Annotated in this window: 20 protein-coding genes; 9 read left to right on the top strand and 11 right to left on the bottom strand. The window is 35.2% G+C overall.

Features of this window, described 5'->3' with window-relative positions; genetic code table 11:
• Positions 1-14 precede the first annotated feature (14 nt).
• Together NHG49_RS16950 and NHG49_RS16955 are read right to left on the bottom strand one after the other, a co-directional pair.
• Positions 15-770, bottom strand: coding sequence for a class I SAM-dependent methyltransferase (locus NHG49_RS16950; protein WP_088047127.1), 756 nt, complete (start codon positions 768-770; stop codon positions 15-17).
• A 41-nt stretch (positions 771-811) separates the two neighbouring features.
• Positions 812-1,354, bottom strand: a complete 543-nt coding sequence (locus NHG49_RS16955) for a CGNR zinc finger domain-containing protein (protein WP_064475873.1) — start codon at positions 1,352-1,354, stop codon at positions 812-814.
• Positions 1,355-1,466: 112 nt separating this feature from the next.
• On the opposite strand from NHG49_RS16955, the gene NHG49_RS16960 reads away from it, so the two are divergent.
• Positions 1,467-2,663 (top strand): MDR family MFS transporter, encoded by a 1,197-nt coding sequence (locus NHG49_RS16960; protein WP_088047126.1) that lies wholly within the window; start codon positions 1,467-1,469, stop codon positions 2,661-2,663.
• An 82-nt stretch (positions 2,664-2,745) separates the two neighbouring features.
• On the opposite strand, the gene NHG49_RS16965 is transcribed toward NHG49_RS16960, so the two are convergent.
• Positions 2,746-3,660 (bottom strand): tetratricopeptide repeat protein, encoded by a 915-nt coding sequence (locus tag NHG49_RS16965; protein WP_258126331.1) that lies wholly within the window; start codon positions 3,658-3,660, stop codon positions 2,746-2,748.
• Between the two features lie 357 nt (positions 3,661-4,017).
• Here NHG49_RS16965 and NHG49_RS16970 point away from each other — a divergent pair, with 357 nt between their 5' ends.
• Together NHG49_RS16970 and NHG49_RS16975 are read left to right on the top strand one after the other, a co-directional pair.
• A complete protein-coding gene (locus NHG49_RS16970) occupies positions 4,018-4,416 on the top strand; it encodes a hypothetical protein (RefSeq protein WP_258126332.1) in 399 nt (132 codons plus the stop codon).
• Between the two features lie 102 nt (positions 4,417-4,518).
• Positions 4,519-4,713 (top strand): DUF3923 family protein, encoded by a 195-nt coding sequence (locus tag NHG49_RS16975; RefSeq protein WP_258126862.1) that lies wholly within the window; start codon positions 4,519-4,521, stop codon positions 4,711-4,713.
• A 118-nt stretch (positions 4,714-4,831) separates the two neighbouring features.
• Here NHG49_RS16975 and NHG49_RS16980 read toward each other — a convergent pair whose 3' ends face one another.
• The 4 genes from NHG49_RS16980 to NHG49_RS16995 all read right to left on the bottom strand — a co-directional run bounded on the left by NHG49_RS16980 (position 4,832) and on the right by NHG49_RS16995 (position 7,904).
• Entirely contained in the window at positions 4,832-5,380 is a 549-nt protein-coding gene (locus NHG49_RS16980; RefSeq protein WP_000938437.1) for a DUF2179 domain-containing protein, read from the bottom strand.
• Between the two features lie 200 nt (positions 5,381-5,580).
• Positions 5,581-5,994 carry an ATP synthase subunit I gene (locus NHG49_RS16985; RefSeq protein WP_046957915.1) on the bottom strand — a complete coding sequence of 138 codons (414 nt, stop codon included), beginning with the start codon at positions 5,992-5,994 and terminating at the stop codon, positions 5,581-5,583.
• Between the two features lie 52 nt (positions 5,995-6,046).
• Positions 6,047-7,375, bottom strand: a complete 1,329-nt coding sequence (locus NHG49_RS16990) for a hemolysin family protein (protein WP_002096424.1) — start codon at positions 7,373-7,375, stop codon at positions 6,047-6,049.
• Between the two features lie 121 nt (positions 7,376-7,496).
• The gene (locus NHG49_RS16995; RefSeq protein WP_000285637.1) at positions 7,497-7,904 is read right to left on the bottom strand and encodes a MerR family transcriptional regulator; all 408 of its coding nucleotides are present in this window, start codon (positions 7,902-7,904) and stop codon (positions 7,497-7,499) included.
• Between the two features lie 275 nt (positions 7,905-8,179).
• On the opposite strand from NHG49_RS16995, the gene rfbF reads away from it, so the two are divergent.
• The 4 genes from rfbF to NHG49_RS17015 are packed head-to-tail and all read left to right on the top strand — an operon-like array spanning position 8,180 to position 12,160.
• Positions 8,180-8,947 carry a glucose-1-phosphate cytidylyltransferase gene (rfbF, locus tag NHG49_RS17000; protein ID WP_064475877.1) on the top strand — a complete coding sequence of 256 codons (768 nt, stop codon included), beginning with the start codon at positions 8,180-8,182 and terminating at the stop codon, positions 8,945-8,947.
• 1 nt (position 8,948) lies between these two features.
• The gene (gene rfbG / locus NHG49_RS17005; RefSeq protein WP_064475878.1) at positions 8,949-10,004 is read left to right on the top strand and encodes a CDP-glucose 4,6-dehydratase; all 1,056 of its coding nucleotides are present in this window, start codon (positions 8,949-8,951) and stop codon (positions 10,002-10,004) included.
• Between the two features lie 12 nt (positions 10,005-10,016).
• Positions 10,017-11,240 (top strand): class I SAM-dependent methyltransferase, encoded by a 1,224-nt coding sequence (locus NHG49_RS17010; RefSeq protein ID WP_064475879.1) that lies wholly within the window; start codon positions 10,017-10,019, stop codon positions 11,238-11,240.
• The gene (locus tag NHG49_RS17015) at positions 11,237-12,160 is read left to right on the top strand and encodes an NAD-dependent epimerase/dehydratase family protein (protein WP_064475880.1); all 924 of its coding nucleotides are present in this window, start codon (positions 11,237-11,239) and stop codon (positions 12,158-12,160) included. Before NHG49_RS17010 ends, NHG49_RS17015 begins: the two co-directional genes overlap by 4 nt.
• Here the strand turns inward: NHG49_RS17015 and NHG49_RS17020 are convergent.
• Positions 12,129-12,896: a glycosyltransferase family 2 protein gene (locus NHG49_RS17020; protein WP_258126863.1), complete on the bottom strand. Its 768-nt coding sequence runs from the start codon at positions 12,894-12,896 to the stop codon at positions 12,129-12,131. The genes NHG49_RS17015 and NHG49_RS17020 overlap by 32 nt on opposite strands.
• Before the next feature lie 351 nt (positions 12,897-13,247).
• Between NHG49_RS17020 and NHG49_RS17025 the strand changes: the two genes are divergently transcribed.
• On the top strand, positions 13,248-14,144 hold the full coding sequence (locus NHG49_RS17025) for a DMT family transporter (protein WP_258126333.1): 897 nt from the start codon (positions 13,248-13,250) through the stop codon (positions 14,142-14,144).
• A gap of 43 nt (positions 14,145-14,187) precedes the next feature.
• Here NHG49_RS17025 and NHG49_RS17030 read toward each other — a convergent pair whose 3' ends face one another.
• Complete coding sequence (locus tag NHG49_RS17030; RefSeq protein ID WP_064475883.1) at positions 14,188-15,009, bottom strand: pentapeptide repeat-containing protein; 822 nt, start codon at positions 15,007-15,009, stop codon at positions 14,188-14,190.
• A gap of 195 nt (positions 15,010-15,204) precedes the next feature.
• Here NHG49_RS17030 and NHG49_RS17035 point away from each other — a divergent pair, with 195 nt between their 5' ends.
• Positions 15,205-15,378, top strand: a complete 174-nt coding sequence (locus NHG49_RS17035; RefSeq protein ID WP_064475884.1) for a DUF1272 domain-containing protein — start codon at positions 15,205-15,207, stop codon at positions 15,376-15,378.
• Positions 15,379-15,449: 71 nt separating this feature from the next.
• Here the strand turns inward: NHG49_RS17035 and NHG49_RS17040 are convergent, their stop codons facing one another.
• Both NHG49_RS17040 and gntK read right to left on the bottom strand, forming a co-directional pair.
• Positions 15,450-16,517 (bottom strand): lactonase family protein, encoded by a 1,068-nt coding sequence (locus tag NHG49_RS17040; protein WP_445661304.1) that lies wholly within the window; start codon positions 16,515-16,517, stop codon positions 15,450-15,452.
• Between the two features lie 128 nt (positions 16,518-16,645).
• Positions 16,646-18,187: a gluconokinase gene (gntK, locus tag NHG49_RS17045; protein WP_064475885.1), complete on the bottom strand. Its 1,542-nt coding sequence runs from the start codon at positions 18,185-18,187 to the stop codon at positions 16,646-16,648.
• Positions 18,188-18,299: the final 112 nt, after the last annotated feature.

Raw genomic sequence — 18,299 nt, forward strand, 5'->3', positions numbered from 1 at the left:
TTTTATAAAACACTTTACTTCCTCGCCTTAATAATAAAAGTAGTTGGCACCACTCTAGCTTTATATAATGAATAATATTTCGTAGACGGCTCAGCTAATTCTTCATCAAACGCGCTAGATGGTTCAGGTTCTTCTATTCTCTCAATTGTAAATCCCGCTCTATTTAACTCATTTATGTATGTACTTATTTTTCTCTTATATAATGTAGCTTGTACATTTTCTCCTTTAAATGTTTCAAACGTAATAGGAGTTTCCTCATGATAAGAAGACTTAAAAGCAATTTCTTCTGTACCATACTGTAAATTTGAATATACTGGGTGCTCCCAACTAAAAATAAAACTTCCTCCTGGCTTTACATACGAATAAATTAGTTCCAACGTTTTTCGTAAATTTGAAGTCCAACCTAATGCATAAATGGAATATACAATATCGAAATACCCTTTCGGAATATCACCTTCCTCTTCCATTGCTCCGCATACTAACTTTGAATTCCAACTCTTCAACGTTTCATTCGCTGTTTTAATTTGTTCACTTGAAAGATCAAGACCCCATACTTCCTCTGCCCCATGTTCTGCCATATATTGCAGCGAATGCCCACTTCCACATCCAATATCAAGAACCTTTTTATTTCTAATTGAATCGAACAAATGAATCTCATCTTCAGACGCCGTATACGGACCATATTTCGGTAAACAATCCACTTGAAAGAAATATGGTGCAACTGTATCCCAACACTTTTTGTTTAAAGCTAACATTTGTGTACCTTTCATATTCTACATTCCCCCATCCTATTTTCTTTCCCTAATATAAATTACACATTATAACCTGATCTCCCTTTTCTCTTCTCCCGATAATTTTTCACTTTCGCAATCGTACCGCACGCTCTTCCTCCTTCTTCTCCAGCATACATACCGCACCATCTTTTACTTCCATTTCGCGAATGATCATAAAATACCCAGCGACAATCTGGGCATGCTTTTAACCTCCCCCACAAATTTTCTTGAATTGACATTAACACAATGCTTAATACTTTTGTATATACATTCTCTTCGTGCACAGGCTCATATGTAATACCTTTCATATCTTCCTTTACATGTACATGAAATGGGTATTTCTCTAACCACTTTTGCAATGATCCTTCGCCTTCAACCGTTAACCGAATATCTTCTCGAAAACTTTTTAATTCCTCTATCGTATGAAATGGAACCTCTTTATGAAAATATTTTTTCATAAAGAGGTTTATATCCTCTTCTGTTTGTAGCATATCAATTGGCTCTCTCGTATCGTTTGGTATTTTCCATGTATTTAAAAATTCCCGAATATATTCTAATTCATTTGGTGCATTTTGATTCAATTCCATCCACCTTCTTCTTAAAATTTACTTTTTTCTGACTTTATGTATAATTATAATATAAATTAGTTAACCATTAAATATTTTTACTGGTTACAATATCAGGAGGAGTTCTATGAAAAGTTTCTCAATACCGATACGTTTCATGCTTATTTCTTCATTTTTTATGTCTTTTGGGTATTTCGCAGTATACGCATTTTTAACTATTTATCTATTAAGCTTTCTTCATTTTACTGCTGTTCAAGTAGGAACAGTGTTGACGGTTATGACAATCACATCACGAGTTATCCCATTATTCTCAGGATTAATTGCTGACAAAATAGGCTATATCATTATGATAATAGCCGGATTATTTTTAAGAGGAATCGGATTTATCGCTTTAGGAATATGCTCTGATTTTTATACAATTTCTATTTCTTCTGCACTTATTGGCTTCGGAACTGCATTTTACGAACCTGCTGCGCGCGCCATATTCGGCTCACAACCAGCTCATATGAGAAAAAATTTATTTACATATTTAAACCTTAGTTTTAATTGCGGTGCAATAATCGGACCAATTGCAGGAGGGCTCTTACTCTTACTCGATCCAATCTATGCTTTTTCTCTAACAGGATCTCTTATGCTGTTATTCGCTTTTATCTTTTACTTACTTAAAAATCACTTCCAAGTCACTACTGAAAACACGTCTATTACATTAGGGATACAAGCTATCTCACAAAACAAATCTTTCCTTTTGTTTTCATTTATTATGATTTCCTTCTATATTATGTTTACTCAACTTACTGTCGCACTTCCACTTCATATGAAAAATATTAGTAATAGCAATCAGCTTGCTACACTAGTTATTACGATAAATGCAATAACAGGCGTCATATTTATGGTGTTATTCCGAAAACTATTTCATAAATACAACACACTTTCGATTATTAAATACGGTGTTTTATTAATGAGTATTTCCTTTTTACTTATCCCTTTATTTCAACACCCATATTGGCTATTTATTTGTGTAATTTTATTTACAATCGGTGAAACACTCGTATTACCTAACGCTGATATCGCTATTGCAAATTACAGTAACGAATCATATACAGCTACTTACTTCGGATTTTATCAACTATCACTCGCATTTGGTTTTATCATCGGTAATTATACCGGTACATCTTTTACATCCAATTTAAGCGGAATGTATACACCATGGCTTATTTTCGGCGGAATAGGAGTTATTGGTTTTATTTCACTCCATATTTTAAATATTAAAAAAGAGAGCTCTAAAGAGGATATATACCTATGTAATGAGACGAAACCTCTTTAACACATTACAATTGAGATGGTACCTTTAGACAAGCAACCTATAATAAAAAAATTCGACCATCACATGTGACAGTCGAATTTTTTTATTCTTCATATTCCAGATGATTATGTCTTTTACAACCAAATAAATAGCAACCCCCTAAATGATAAGTTTCAAATTCTAACTCTGGAACATATCCAGATTTGATACGTTCTATCATTTTTTTATAACAATTATTCTCTTCCGTATATTCCTCAATTAAATCTTTCTTATCTTTTTCTGTCCAGTTTTCTTCTACTTCTTCATTCTGAACATCTTCTATTTCTGCTGTTTTCGCTTCGATAGATTCCCGTATCACTTCATTTATACGCGTGAAATTATTAGCTTTATATAGAGCATAAACAAATCTACCAATCCAATTGGGACTTTTCCAGTATTCTTTGTATCCCTTTTCAAACCATTCAATTGCTTCGTTATAGCAATTCAACTCAACATATAAATCTGCTACATTAACTTCTCCTAAAAAATCATCAGATTTCCTGTTAAAAGCATCTAACTTCTCTTTCGCTTCTGTCGTTCTCCCTAAATCAATTAAACATTTTACATAGCTATACTTTATATAGTCCGAATCCCCTGCAACTCGCAAGAAAAATTCCGCAGATTTTTCCAGCTCTCCAAGGTTATAATGCGCTACAGCTACATTGTGAAATGCTTCATTGGATGGCTGAATCGAAATAGACTTTTGTAATACTTCTTTCGCTTCTTCCCATCTTTCTTGTTTCGTGTAAATTTCCCCTAAGATGTTATAAGGAAAGTATGAGGAAGGATTCAACTTAATAACTTCTCTTATTAATTCAAGAGCTTTATCATCATCCTCTTCCTCATAAAAGTACATCCAAGCAAGATTATTGAGAGATTGTACACCTCTAGATTCATGTACCGCTCGTTGAAACAGTTCCATTGCTTCCTCATATTTATTTTGTTCAAACATTTCAATTGCCTTCTCGTTAATATTCAAGTAACTACCTCCGAAGTGAATGAATTCATCTATTCCATATCTTTATTTTAATATGCAAAAATTGTAATTTCCATAAAAAAATAAGTTATTTCTCCTATCTATATTTCATCATATATTTGGACATCCAATTCATAACGCTTTTAGCAACACCATTTTCTAAAGCAACTATATACCTACTGTAAAAGTACTAATTCTCAACAATAAGTAAACCTTTCAATTCTCCATAAATTGGATATATATCCTATTCCATTTTACATATTATGGTATAATTAAAAAGAGTGCTAGCTAAACATTTACATAAAATACTACCAGCCTAGCAATGCCAACATCAAAAATCACTTGAAATTGAGGGACGTTATGAAACAGAAATTAGCTATTCTTCTATTCACCGGAATCATATTATCCGGATGTTCAACTATAGCAGAAAATTCTTTAGAAACCGGAAAAGGCAGTATTGAATTATTAACACCGACGATTACAACAAAAGATAACGAATTAGAAATTAAGACTGAAGGTATTGATGAAAATAAAGTGACGTTTATTTATGTTGCCAATAAAAAAGTATTGGAACAAAAAATTAATAATGGCGAATCCTACAAAGTTAACATTAAAGATATCGAGCACGCTCATAGGACAGATTACAAACCAAAAGTTCAACTTTTGCAAACGCAAGATGACCATAAAGATGGAGAGATGGTAACGTTTAAACAAGTTAGATATACAGTTAAAAAAATTAATTTTATAGACATTTCATGATAAATGTAACGAACGAAAATTTACTTTTAACAGTGGGTAAATATAAGGGGTACTAGCATGAAAAGACGGTGGATTTCTTGGTGGATTGGTAACATATTTTAGATTATCATTTTTGGAATATGGGCCGCTATTATTCGGCTACGCGACGTTGATGATGCTGGGGTTACTCAAACACCCAAACTTAAACCCATTTCACTTATAGCTTTATTAATCGCGTTTATCATACCTGTATTTATTCAAGTTATATGGCTAATCATGAATTTGAGAATGAGTAGAAAAAATAATTATACGATTTAGTTTTTCAATTAACAGATAAATTTTTTTCAAAAAAAGAGAGGAATCTACATCAAATAGATTCCTCCCTTTTACATATGGACTTATACTGCACTTTTAATGCAACACTACTCCCTTTTCTTTACGATACATGTTCATCTTTCTTCTTCATTAACGCTCTTTTCTTCATCGCCTTCGTTAAATATCCGCCTTTAAATGAACGGATTTCATAAGAAGACATAAACGCTTTCGGTGCAATTTCATTAATAATTTCTAACAGTTCTTTTTCTCTAGAACGCTTTGCAACGATATCTAAACGATAACGTATAGAATTAATACCTTCGCCTTCAAATACTGTAACGCCAAATCCTGAGTGACGTAATTCATCTACTAATTCATTACAACGGTCTAGTAAACTAACTTGATACGTAATATAACCAATTGCTAATTTGTTCTCTATATAACCGCCTAATAATAGTCCCGTACTAAAGCCAATGACATAGGCAATAATGTTCATCCAATTTGATAAATCTTGAAACACAATACCTAAACTGACAATGTAAATAGCTCCTTCTAACAATCCAACACCAGCAGCGGATCTTGTTTGATTCTTTACAAGCAAAATCGTACGGATTGTTAAAATTGGAACGTAAATAATTTGAAGCACAAAAATAAGTAACGCTTGTAACATTGGTATCCACCTCTTTCAAAAAGTCTTTTGTCATAATAACATACATAACCTTTAGAAATCGATGGGTTTTTAAATTTTTTTACATTATTTTTCATACTATTGAAAAACGTAAAAAAGAAGCGTATTATATTTGTCGTAAATTTGATTCCTTTCATTAGCTCGCTTAAACACAAAAAAGGAACCCCATTAGGCCCCTTTCATCATAGCTCTATGTTTTTCGAAGCATGTTCCCTTTGCTTCTCTTCCTCTTTCACTAACTGCATATTTGCATAAGCTAAATTTGCAATCATTAAAAAGTGACCACCTAAAATGCCTGTACCAAATGCCCACATTTCCATTTCATGCTCAATTTCATACATGATGATTGCTCCTAAAATGGCAGCTGCAAATCGGTTTAGAACTCCTAATCCAGGAGCCTTTTCCTTCATTACGATACTTTTCCCAAGTTTCTCCACTCTGCGAGCTAATAACCAAAGACAATAGGCACTTACAGCTAATCCGATACCAAACCCTGTTACTTGTTTTCCAAACGGAGTAATCGTCCACATAAGTAGTAAACCACTAAAGATCGCATACAATTGTAATCGATATACACGTAAGGCTGCTTGAATCAAAATATCCGCTCCTAATTTCGCATTTTTTATACGTTAGAAGAAAAGCAGCAACTTACACAGTTGCTGCTTTCTCTTCTTCTTGCTCTTGTTCCATTTTACGAATTTCAACACGTTTAATTTGGTAAGCGTCTTTTTCTAACACTTTAAATTCATAACCTTCCGCCTCAACATGTTGTCCTTCTTCAATTTCATGATTTTGCATCATAATCCAGCCACCGATTGTATCCACATCGTCTTCTTCAATGTGTAATCCAAACAAATCTTTTACTTCTGAAATAAGCACTTTTCCATCAACGATTTTATGGTGCTCATTCACATGCTGAATTGGTGGTGCTTCATCTTCATCATATTCGTCACGAATTTCGCCGACGATTTCCTCCAAAATATCTTCAAGCGTTACAATTCCTGCTGTTCCTCCGTACTCATCATATAAAACAGCCATCGGAATTCGCTTCTTCTGCATTTGAAGTAATAAATCGTGAATTGGAGTTGTTTCCATCACTTCAATAATCGGACGCATATACGTGCGAATGGATGATAAATCTTTTTGATCTTCGGTCATATATCGAATAAAGAAATCTTTTACGTTTACCATACCGATAATATCATCTTTATCTTCTCCAAAAATCGGATAACGTGTGTATCGCTCATTTTGGATTACTTTCATGTGTTCTTCTACTGAATCTTCCAGGTAGAAACCAATGATTTCTGTTCGCGGTACCATAATCTCTTTTGCAATACGATTATCAAATTCAAAAATGTTATTTACATACTTGTATTCAGCCTGATTAATTTCGCCACTTTCATAGCTATCTGAAAGGATAAGGCGTAATTCTTCCTCTGTATGAGCTACTTCATGTTCTGAAGCTGGTTTTAAACCGAATAAGCCAGTTACAACACGAGCTGAACCGTTTAATACCCAAATAAATGGATACATGACTTTATAGAACATCATTAACGGACCTGCCAATAACAATGTTACTTGTTCAGCCTTTTGAATTGCCATCGTTTTCGGAGCTAATTCCCCTACTACAACGTGTAAATACGTCATTAGCATAAAGGCAAGACCAAATGTTAATACTGATGAGATAGAAGGATTTATGTTCCATTTCTCAAATAACGGGTGTAATAACTTTTCAATTGTCGGTTCACCTAACCAACCTAATCCCATAGCTGTAACTGTAATACCTAATTGACAAGCAGATAAATATTCATCTAAATTTGTTGTTACCTTTTTCGCTGCTAAAGCACCGCGTTTCCCTTCCGCAACAAGCTGATCGATACGACTTGAACGTACTTTTACAATCGCAAACTCTGCTGCTACGAAAAATCCAGTAAATGCGATTAAAATCGCAACCATGACTAAATTAAATATTTCCAATGAATCCCCCTAGTTTAAAAAACTAAGGTGTCCACCTCCTGTATACTATAATGTTTTCTTATTTGTTCATTAGAAAACATAGCCCGATACAAAAATTAAAGAGGTCGGATTTCACTTTTTTCTATAATAATAGAGCAAGTGTCTGTATTAAAGCTGTCGTTTGACCAGATAAAGATTTCGATATTTTTTCACGTTGTGAATCAGTCAATCCATCTAAAAGCGGCTTTAACTCCGTTAACTCTGCTTCTAACCGATGAATATGGTCTGTCACTTCATTCACTTGTTTCGAAACGTGTTCATTGATACCGAGCAGCTTCTTCTTCTCCTCGATTTTCTCTTTAATCTCACAAAGCGGCATATGCATTTCTTTGCACTTCTCAATAAATTGTAATGTCTCAAATGCTGTTTCATCGTAATAGCGATAATTAGATTGAGATCGCTCCGCTTTTAAGATACCTAGATTCGTATAATAATCAATCGTGCGTTTCGACACGTGAGCCATGAGAGCCAACTGTCCGATTCGATACACCTTCCCAACGATCTTCCCCCCTTGTTTATATTACTAACATCATACAATACATAAACTGTACAGTCAAACGTGATGGTTTATTATTCATAATTTATACAATTTTTATCGTTTCATCTTATATAATCTAATCTATTAATTTAATTGTATAACAAAATACTTAAATATAAAAACCAAAACGAATGAAATATAACCATGAAATTGCCGGTTCCATTCTCATTTAAGTACATATCATAATAACATCGATATCAAATTCTTTTTATAAGTAGGAGGAAAAAATGAAAGCTGTTATTCTTGCAGGTGGATATGGAACGAGGATTGGGGAAGAAACTCATTTAAAACCAAAACCTATGATTGAAATTGGAACAAAGCCTATTTTATGGCACATTATGAGTTTGTATAGTTATTACGGGATTACTGAGTTTATTATTTGCTTAGGCTATAAAGGATATGCAATTAAAGAATTCTTTTTAAATTACAACTTACACATGTCCGATTTCACGATACATTTAAACGACAATACGATTACTAACCATTCTCATCGTATAGAACCATGGAAAGTTACACTGATCGATACCGGTCTAAATACCGAAACAGGTGGACGAGTTAAAAAAATACAAAATTACATCGGGGACGAACCTTTCTGCCTCACTTATGGCGATGGATTAAGTAATGTAAATATAAAAGAACTCATTGCATTTCATAAAAAACACGGCAAAACGGCTACTGTTACAGCCGTACAACCTCCTGGTAGATTCGGTTCTCTCGTCTTAGATAAACAATCTGTCACATCCTTCCAAGAGAAGCCACTCGGGGATGGCGGATGGGTTAACGGTGGATTTTTCGTTTTAAATCCTGATGTTCTCAATTATATTAGAGGCGATAAGTCTGTTTTTGAAACAGACACATTAGTTCAGTTAGTAAACAAAAATGAACTAGCCGCATATCAACATACTGGCTTTTGGCATCCGATGGATACATTGCGCGATAAAAATAAATTAGTCGAGCTATGGGAAAGTAATAACGCTCCGTGGAAGGTTTGGTAATATGGCTTCATCATCTTTTTGGAATAAGAAAAAAGTATTTATCACGGGACATACTGGCTTTAAAGGCTCATGGCTCACCCTTTTTTTAACTTCTTTAGGCGCAGAAGTAGTTGGCTATTCTTCTCACCCCCCATCCATCCCTAACCTTTTTGAACAAGGTAACGTAGCAAATGAGTGCACATCAATGAATGGCGACATTACAGATTACGATTCTTTATTCCATGCCCTAAAACAACATAACCCTGACATACTATTTCATTTAGCAGCCCAGCCAATTGTCACCATTTCATACAAAAATCCTATCGAAACATTTAAAACGAATGTTTTAGGTACTGTTCACGTATTAGAAGCAGCAAAACATATAGAAAGTATACGTAGTATCATTAATGTTACAAGTGATAAATGTTATGAAAATGACGGGAGCGGTAACCGAGCATTCTTGGAAAGTGACCGATTAGGAGGTTTCGATCCTTATAGCGCTAGTAAAGCTTGCGCTGAACTAGTTGCAACGTCATATCAAAAATCATTCTTCCACACTAACACTCTGAGACTCGCCTCAGTCAGAGCAGGTAACGTCATCGGTGGTGGTGATTGGGCAAATGACCGACTATTCCCAGATGTCATTCGTGCATATTTACAAGATACTACGTTAAATATTAGAAACAAACACGCTATTCGCCCGTGGCAACACGTATTAGATCCTTTACACGGCTATATTCTTTTAGCTGAAAATCTTTGGCAAGACGCAGAATATGCAACAGCGTGGAATTTCGGCCCGATAAATGAACCTAACAGAACAGTTTATGATGTCATTCAATCTATAATGAAATTATGGAATCAACCATTAACAGTCCTTTCTCCTCATACAAATAACCCTTATGAATCGCCAATTTTAACACTTGATAGTACAAAAGCAGTAAATAAACTCGGTTGGACTCCTAAGTTATCAACAGATCATTCTATCACTTGGACTGTTGATTGGTACAAAAAATATGCATCTGGTGAAAATATGGAATCTTTCACGCGCCAACAAATCGATGCATTCAAAAATTTATAAGGGGGCTATAAAATGGAACAGAAAAAATGCCGTTTTTGCCACTCATTACTCACAAATACTTTTTTAGATTTAGGTGTTTCCCCTCTCGCTAACTCATTTGTAGCTCCTGAACACTCATATAAAATGGAACCATTTTATCCGCTCCACACATTTGTTTGTCACTCTTGTTTACTTGTACAATTAGATGAATTTGAATCTCCGCACAACATTTTTCATGACTATTTATACTTCAGCTCTTACTCCTCCAGTTGGCTACTACACGCTAAACAATATGTAGAAATGGCGGTTAAGCGTTTCAACTTAACAAATCATTCGAAAGTAATTGAAATCGCGAGTAACGACGGGTACTTATTACAATACTTTCAAAAAGAACATATCGAAACGTTAGGAATTGAACCAGCAAAAAATGTAGCAGAAATCGCTATTCAAAAAGGAATTCCTACTGAAGTGAATTTTTTCAGCAATGACTTAGCAAAAAAATTACCGCAAGCAGATTTAATCGTCGCAAATAACGTATTAGCACACGTACCGAACTTGCATGATTTTGTTGCCGGTTTAAAAACATTATTAAAACAAGACGGTACAATAACAATTGAATTTCCGCACTTATTAAACCTTATATCCTTTAAACAGTTTGATACTATATACCATGAGCACTTCTCCTACTTCTCACTTATAAGTCTTCAAAAAGTTTTAGCTCATCATCATTTACAAATTGTCGATGTAGAAGAACTTTCAACGCACGGTGGTTCCTTGCGTGTTTTTATAAACCATCACAGTGATTCATCCACTATCCACTCCAGTGTTACAAATATAATCCAAAAAGAAGTAGATCACGGGCTAGATACATTAGATTGCTATCTCCTTTTTTCTAAACGCATTGAACAATTGAAAATAAATATTTTAAAGTTTTTTATCGAAGCAAAAGCTTCAAACAAACAAATTATCGGTTACGGTGCTCCAGCTAAAGGAAACACCCTTTTAAACTATTGCGGGATAGGAAAAGAATTTCTAGCTTATACCGTAGATAAAAACCCTCACAAACAAAATTTCCTTCTACCAGGAACCCGTATTCCAATAAAATCTCCAGAAGAAATACACCGTACAAAACCTGATTACATTCTCATACTTCCTTGGAATTTAAAAGACGAAATTATGAAAGAATGCTCTTTCATTCGTGAATGGGGCGGCAAATTTTTAGTAACGATACCAGAAATTGAGGTAATTGAGCCATGAAAAAAATTCTTGTAACAGGCGGTAGTGGATGGATTGGTAAATATGTTGTAAATTCTCTTATACAAAAGAGCTATGAAGTGCACGCCACTTATCATACAAATAAACCTTCTCACATCTCTTGCCACTGGCATAAAGTAAACTTACTTTGCGATGAAGAAGTAAAAAAACTCATTTACGACATGAAGCCTAGTCATCTCATTCATTTAGCTTGGGAAGCCGTACCGCCAGCGTGTTATGTATCTATTAATAATTACTATTGGCTTACATCCAGCATCTCATTGATTCAACACTTCACAACATGCGGCGGAAAGCGCGTCGTTGTTGCAGGTACTGGCGCAGAATATGAATGGTTTAACGGTGTACTATTTGAAGACTCACCACTTCTTTCCTATAAAACCCCGTATGCAGTATGTAAAAATACGCTACACTCCTGGCTACAAACGTACGCTGAACAAAACGACCTCAGCATGTGTTGGGGCCGCATTTTTCATATGTATGGCCCTCACGAACAAGGGAATCGGCTCGTTTCTAACATTATCACTTCCTTATTACAAAATGAGGAAGCACTATGTACACATGGAAAACAATCAAGAGATTTCCTCCATGTGAGCGACGTCGCTCATGCTCTCGTAACAGTATTAGAACACGACGTTACAGGCACAATCAATATCGCTTCTGGTCAATCTGTACAAATTAAAGAATTAGCTTCTATCATTGCTAAAAAGATTGGAAAAGAACATTTAATGAAACTAGGTGCGATCCCATTCTCTACAGATGAGCCTTTATTCGTCGGCGTTAATGTGGAACGTTTAAAAACTGAAGTAAACTGGAAACCAACATACGATCTAAATACTGGAATCGAAGAAACAATTTTATGGTGGGAATCATTTATAAAAAAGCATAACGATACGCATTACTAAAACGTAAATCCTTCGCCCCACTTGCTAAATCCTTATACCATTCTTCTAATTTTTCAGGTGTAATAATATGATGCGTGCCCATTCCACCTTGCTTACTAGCTTCAGAAAGAGTAGGACCAATTTGTAATTTCCTCTTTCTCATCGCATCGTTCCAAGGGCTGAAACCAAACCATGCAATACACGCAAGTGGCGGATAAACCATAGATTCATGTGCAGATAAATGTCTTCCAACCGTATAACTTCCGTGTTCATGATTATGAATAAATCTACCTCTTCTCCATAACGGCCAATCTTCTGGTAAATAACCGTGAAATCGCTGTTTCATTAAAGGTATTCCAAAGTTAAGGTCTGGATAATTATAGTTAAGATCATCGACCATAATAAGCCCTTCCAACCAATACATCCTCCCTCCCAATTCATTTAGTGATTTCCAAAATTGATTTTTATCTTGCACACAAAGGAACTCAGTCGTATTTAAAATCATTTTCCATCCCTTTACTTCTCGTTCTACCATCATCACTTCATCATCTGTCGCTAGTGCATCAAATTCTGGATTTAAAGAATCTCGCACTTCCCAATGCGGCGCGAATTTTTTACAAATTTCCACTGAACGATCTGTAGAACCTTTATTAATTAAAATGCCATGATCAAAAAGTTTCGTATGATGCATAAGCCACCACGGCAATAAATATTCTTCATTATAAAAATGAGAAATAACGGTTGTAGTTATAACAATCTCCTCCTCTTACTCTATTAATCTACTTTTTCATCCTACTCTTACTATACTTATCAGTAATGTAATTGGTTTCTTTTATTTCAAAAATATGTTTTTCTACCATATACTATGCTTTCTTAGACAACCACCATTTCCATTTTCTAAAGAAACATCCCAATAAACTGAAAATTAAGTTATAATATCATTATAAATTTATGAAGGAGGAATGCATTCATGTACTACAACACTTCATTCGAAAACGATCAACCTGTAGGCCGTCTATAAACTAAGGCGGGCATTCATATAACACAAAACACTATGCCTCGTCTTAGGGAACTCATAATACCCTAAAAATAGACGGAGGTACTTTACATGAAACAAACAATTTTAGGAGCTATATGTTTATCACTAGCAGCTAGTATATGGGGCGGTATGTATGTTGTTAGCAAATACGTACTCGACTTTATCCCACCACTGACACTCGTTTGGCTACGCTTTATCATTGCTTTTGTTGTTTTATATGCAATTTTGAAAATAGCTGAGAAAAAGAAAAAGAAAAAGAAAAAGAAAAAAATAACCATACGCAAAAAAGATTGGCTATTATTCGCTTGGATTGGATTTATCGGATACTTCATTTCGATCACATGTCAATTTATCGGAACAAAATTATCTGACGCTCATACAGGCTCGTTAGTAACATCAGCCACCCCTGCATTTATGGTTATATTTGCAGCAATCATTTTAAAAGAAAAGCTAACCGCTCGTAGACTGCTATCTACTATCATAGCGACAATCGGTGTCATTATTGTCATTGGATGGGATATTGAAATTGGTTCCTATTTTATCGGTACAATCATATTAGTCGGGGCCGCTATTACGTGGGCTTTACTATCCATTTACGTAAAAATCGCTTCAGCTCGATTTTCATCTTTAGTGATTACAACATATGCCATATTCTTTTCACTCTTTTTTATTACACCTTTTATGATATGGGAACTACAATCAAGTTCTATTGAACATACGAACATGTATGTATTATTAGGCGTACTTTATTTAGGAATCGTCTCAACAGCAGGTGCCTTTTTCCTTTGGAATAAAGGATTAGAATTAATGGACGCGAGCATCGGATCATTATTTTTCTTCTTCCAACCTATCGTTGGATCGTTGCTTGGTTGGTTACTATTAAATGAAACATTGAGTAGCAACTTTTTTATTGGTGGTATTCTTATTATATGTAGTGTTTTCATTACTACTTTTGAAAAGAAATGAAAAAACAGGCAGAGATTCTTAATCTCTGCCTGTTCCATACTCTTTACGCACTCCAATGCGATGGACGGGACAATATTTTCGGCAATTTCGTATGTTTGTCCCCTTTCGCTGCATTAATTTGAACTTGCGTCAGAAAAATACTATTTGTAAAATCAGCCCCACGAATATCTGCATCTCGTAAATCTGCTCCGATAAGATCTGCTCCTCTTAAGTTTGCTCCATTTAAGTTAGCCGCAATTAAATAAGCTCCTCTTAAATTCGCTCCTTGCAAATCTTTCTTCTTCAAATTTGCTCCCATAAGATCTGCTCCGCGGTGACTCATTCGTTTCTTACGCGCGGCATTCATTTCCTTCCAAACTAGCTCACTCGTTTCTAAAAGTAATACATTTACTTCTGCACGATGTAATGGAATATTTACTTTCATTAACTCGTCCGCATTTAAATTTGAAAGGCGGTCCGTCTCTTCAATTGCTTTACTTAGTTCTTTATGAATCGGTTGTGTCGCCGTCAAAAGAATAGCCTCATTCAAATACCACAGTATTTCATGAAGCTGATGCATAATCGGAAAAGCATCATACATTTTTCTCGCATGCTTTGCATCTTTCCGCCAATCAATCCCGTTAAATGTAACTTGCGAAATCTTCTGCCCAGCACCGAAACACTCAAATACTGTACAACCTTTATAACCTTTTCCTCTAAGATTTTTATGTATGCTACATTTAAAATCTGATTGTAAGTTAGAACATGGCTTCCCGCCATCTTTATTCACCGCAAAATCTACCGATGCTGCGAACGGTAACGCTACACAACATAGACCGAAGCATTTTTCACAGTTTGCTTTTAAATGATCGTTATGATTAGTCAAAATATATACCCCCTGTTGTCTTTTGACTATTTCATAATATTCCAACTGCACTAAATAATCAATTTTAAAATAAAATAGACTCTTTCATTTCAAATCATAACTTTATCATTTGATTTCCTTTCAATTGAAAAAGACAGTTTCTATCTAATGAATTATAATTAAATTATAAATATTCAAACTAAAAGGAGACTTACTATGGCACTCGAAATGAAAACAAACTGTCAAATTTGCGACCAATCTCTCGAATCAAATTCCGAAGCATACATTTGCGTGTATGAATGTACATTTTGTGCACCATGTACAGAAAAAAGACAAAATGTTTGCCCAAACTGTGGCGGCGAATTAGTACGTAGACCGAAGAAGAAATAGAAAAAAGCAAAGCGATATCGCTTTGCTTTTTTATTGTTTTTGGGATATATAGAAATTCTACCAATCACAAATTAAACGTTTAAAAACTTCACACAAACAGGCTCTGGTACAACAACATCAGATTGTAGCAGTGTTAACTTCCCTGTCGTTTCATTTCTTGAAAATAGCACAAGGTTATGTGACTTTTCATTTGTCGCAATAAGAAACTTTTCAGTCGGATCTAATACAAAGTCCCTCGGCCAATTTCCTTCTGTAGATGTATGTGCAACAAATGTAAGCTGACCTGAATTTTGATCCACACTGAAAACAGCGATACTATTATGACCGCGATTACCTGCATATACAAAGTGGCCGTCAGAAGAAATATGAATCGCACTTCCTTGACTATTGTCATCAAATTTTTTTGGAACGGTAGAAATATACTGCAACTCTGTAAAGGACCCTTCTTCCGGATTATATGATAATGCAATAACTTCCGAACTCAGTTCAGTCATCACATAAGCGTATTTTCCGTTCGGGTGAAAAGCAATATGTCTAGGACCACTTCCTGGGTTCACAGACAAGCTATTCGCTTCTTTTAACTTACTATCTTTTATTTCATACGTAAGTATTTTATCAATTCCTAAATCAACACCTATCACATATTTTTCATCAGGAGTATATCCGGCGTAATGTGCATGTGGTTTTTCTTGTCTTTCTTTATTCGGACCTGAACCTTCATGTGTAATAATAGATGTGGCCGCATTTACAGTTCCAGCTTCTTCATTTACTACGAAAGACTCTATCGTTCCTTTATGGTAATTCGCTGTAACTACCGTACCATTTTCACTATCCACACTAATATGACAAGGAGAAGCCCCTTCTACTACTTGTCTGTTTTGTTCTGTTAGCTCTCCAGTATGACTATGAATCGAATAGGCAGCTACACCACCAGATTCGCCTTCCTTAACAACAGAATAGAGATATTGATTATTTTTGCTAATCGTTACATATGTAGGGTTATCCAGCTTGGCCGCAAGTGTTACATTACTAATTTTTTTTGCTTCCGTGTCTAAAGTAAACTTATATATTCCTTCACTATTTTCTTTCGTGTACGTTCCAACATATCCAATAAACTCTTTGTTATCCTTCATTTTCATAACCCTCTCCCTATAGTTTTTGTCCCTCATATTTTTTACAGAACAACCTTAAACTATTTTTTGAAAGAACATCTAAAAAAACTTGAGTACCTCTTTATAAGTTACCATATTTCCCTGCCAAATAGCCTCTAAACCCACTTTTTCTGAAAAGCCGCTATACTCTCATATTCTTCTTCCAGATGACGGGCCAGACGAATATAGATCGGTATTAATTCTTTATATTTCTCCACACTTTCCATGTTTGGCTCATGATAAAAATTGGCACCTACCATATGAGAAACTACATGTAATGTATCTATTTCACCTAAGCTATATAACCCGAGGATTGCCGCTCCTAAGCAAGAGCTTTCGAAACTTTCAGGAACATATACGTCTTGATGAAAAATATCCGCCATCATCTGTCTCCAAAGTTCCGATCTGGCAAAGCCACCTGTCGCTTGAATTTTTTTCGGTTCACCAATTAGCTCTTTTAAAGCAAGAAGAACTGTATACAAGTTATAAATGATTCCCTCTAAAACAGCACGGATAAGATGCTCTTTCTTATGATGTAGCCCAAGCCCAAAGAAAGATCCACGCGCATTCGCATTCCATAAAGGAGCTCTTTCTCCTGCTAAATACGGATGAAATAATAAACCATCCGATCCAGGATTCACTTTCGCTGCTATTTCAGTAAGCAATTCATAAGGATCTTTTCCTAAGCGCTTCCCATGTTCAACTTCTAACGCACATAATTGGTCACGAACCCACCTAAAAATCATACCACCGTTATTAACCGGTCCACCAATTACCCAAAGGTCCTCAGTTAACGCATAACAAAAAGTCCTACCTTTCGGATCCGTTACAGGCTGATTTGTTACAACTCGCACCGCACCGCTCGTACCAATTGTAATAGCAACTACTCCAGGTTCTATTGCATTTACACCTAAATTCGATAGTACCCCATCACTCGCACCGACTATAAAAGGAGTAGTAACAAGTATATTCATCTCTCTTGCAAATTCTTCATCTAATCCTATTAAGCTGTGCGTCGTTGGAACGAGTTTAGAAAGCTTTCCCTCCGAAATTCCTGCAACACGAAGAGCTTCTTCATCCCATTTTAAAGATTTCAAATTGAACATCCCTGTTGCTGATGCTATAGAATAATCAATTACATATTCATTAAATAACTTATAGAAAACATACTCTTTAATTGAGATGAATTTATAGCTTTTTGCAAATAACTCAGCATGTTCATTTTTAAACCAAACTAATTTTGAAAGTGGTGACATAGGATGGATTGGTGTTCCAGTACGAAGGTAAATTTCATGACCATTCATATCATTTTTTATTTTTTCTGCCCAGCTTGCACTTCTATTATCTGCCCAAGTAATACATCTCGTTAACGGCTTCCCTGCTTCGTCTACAGCAATGACACTATGCATTGCCGAACTAAAAGAAACACAAAGAATATCAACTGGCTGCACATTACTCGATTGTATAGTTTCTTTAATCGTATGTATGACCGCTTGAAAAATCTCTTCTGGATCTTGTTCTGCTGTTTCTGGTGCGGGAGAATATAAAGGGTATTCAATTCCATGACTTGTAATAACTGATCCCTCCACCGAAAACAAAACTGATTTTGTACTAGTTGTCCCAATATCTACACCAATCATATATTTCGAGCTCACTATGTAACCCCTTTCAAATTTTTCCTATAACAAAAGAGCACCATGATGTATACAAAAAGACGCTCCCTTATGAGAGCTACGTTTTCATAAACTTCACTCTCCATAAGGGGATCCT

Source organism: Bacillus sp. IBL03825 (genome assembly GCF_024712505.1).
Lineage (GTDB): Bacteria > Bacillota > Bacilli > Bacillales > Bacillaceae_G > Bacillus_A > Bacillus_A wiedmannii.

Bases quoted from the DNA above. Each gene is read 5' to 3' on its own strand.
- NHG49_RS16950 (WP_088047127.1), bottom strand. From the start codon at position 770: ATGAAAGGTACACAAATGTTAGCTTTAAACAAAAAGTGTTGGGATACA.
- NHG49_RS16960 (WP_088047126.1), top strand. From the start codon at position 1,467: ATGAAAAGTTTCTCAATACCGATACGTTTCATGCTTATTTCTTCATTT.
- NHG49_RS16970 (WP_258126332.1), top strand. From the start codon at position 4,018: ATGAAACAGAAATTAGCTATTCTTCTATTCACCGGAATCATATTATCC.
- NHG49_RS16980 (WP_000938437.1), bottom strand. From the start codon at position 5,380: ATGTTACAAGCGTTACTTATTTTTGTGCTTCAAATTATTTACGTTCCA.
- rfbF (WP_064475877.1), top strand. From the start codon at position 8,180: ATGAAAGCTGTTATTCTTGCAGGTGGATATGGAACGAGGATTGGGGAA.
- rfbG (WP_064475878.1), top strand. From the start codon at position 8,949: ATGGCTTCATCATCTTTTTGGAATAAGAAAAAAGTATTTATCACGGGA.
- NHG49_RS17010 (WP_064475879.1), top strand. From the start codon at position 10,017: ATGGAACAGAAAAAATGCCGTTTTTGCCACTCATTACTCACAAATACT.
- NHG49_RS17015 (WP_064475880.1), top strand. From the start codon at position 11,237: ATGAAAAAAATTCTTGTAACAGGCGGTAGTGGATGGATTGGTAAATAT.
- NHG49_RS17025 (WP_258126333.1), top strand. From the start codon at position 13,248: ATGAAACAAACAATTTTAGGAGCTATATGTTTATCACTAGCAGCTAGT.
- NHG49_RS17035 (WP_064475884.1), top strand. From the start codon at position 15,205: ATGGCACTCGAAATGAAAACAAACTGTCAAATTTGCGACCAATCTCTC.
- NHG49_RS17040 (WP_445661304.1), bottom strand. From the start codon at position 16,517: ATGAAAATGAAGGATAACAAAGAGTTTATTGGATATGTTGGAACGTAC.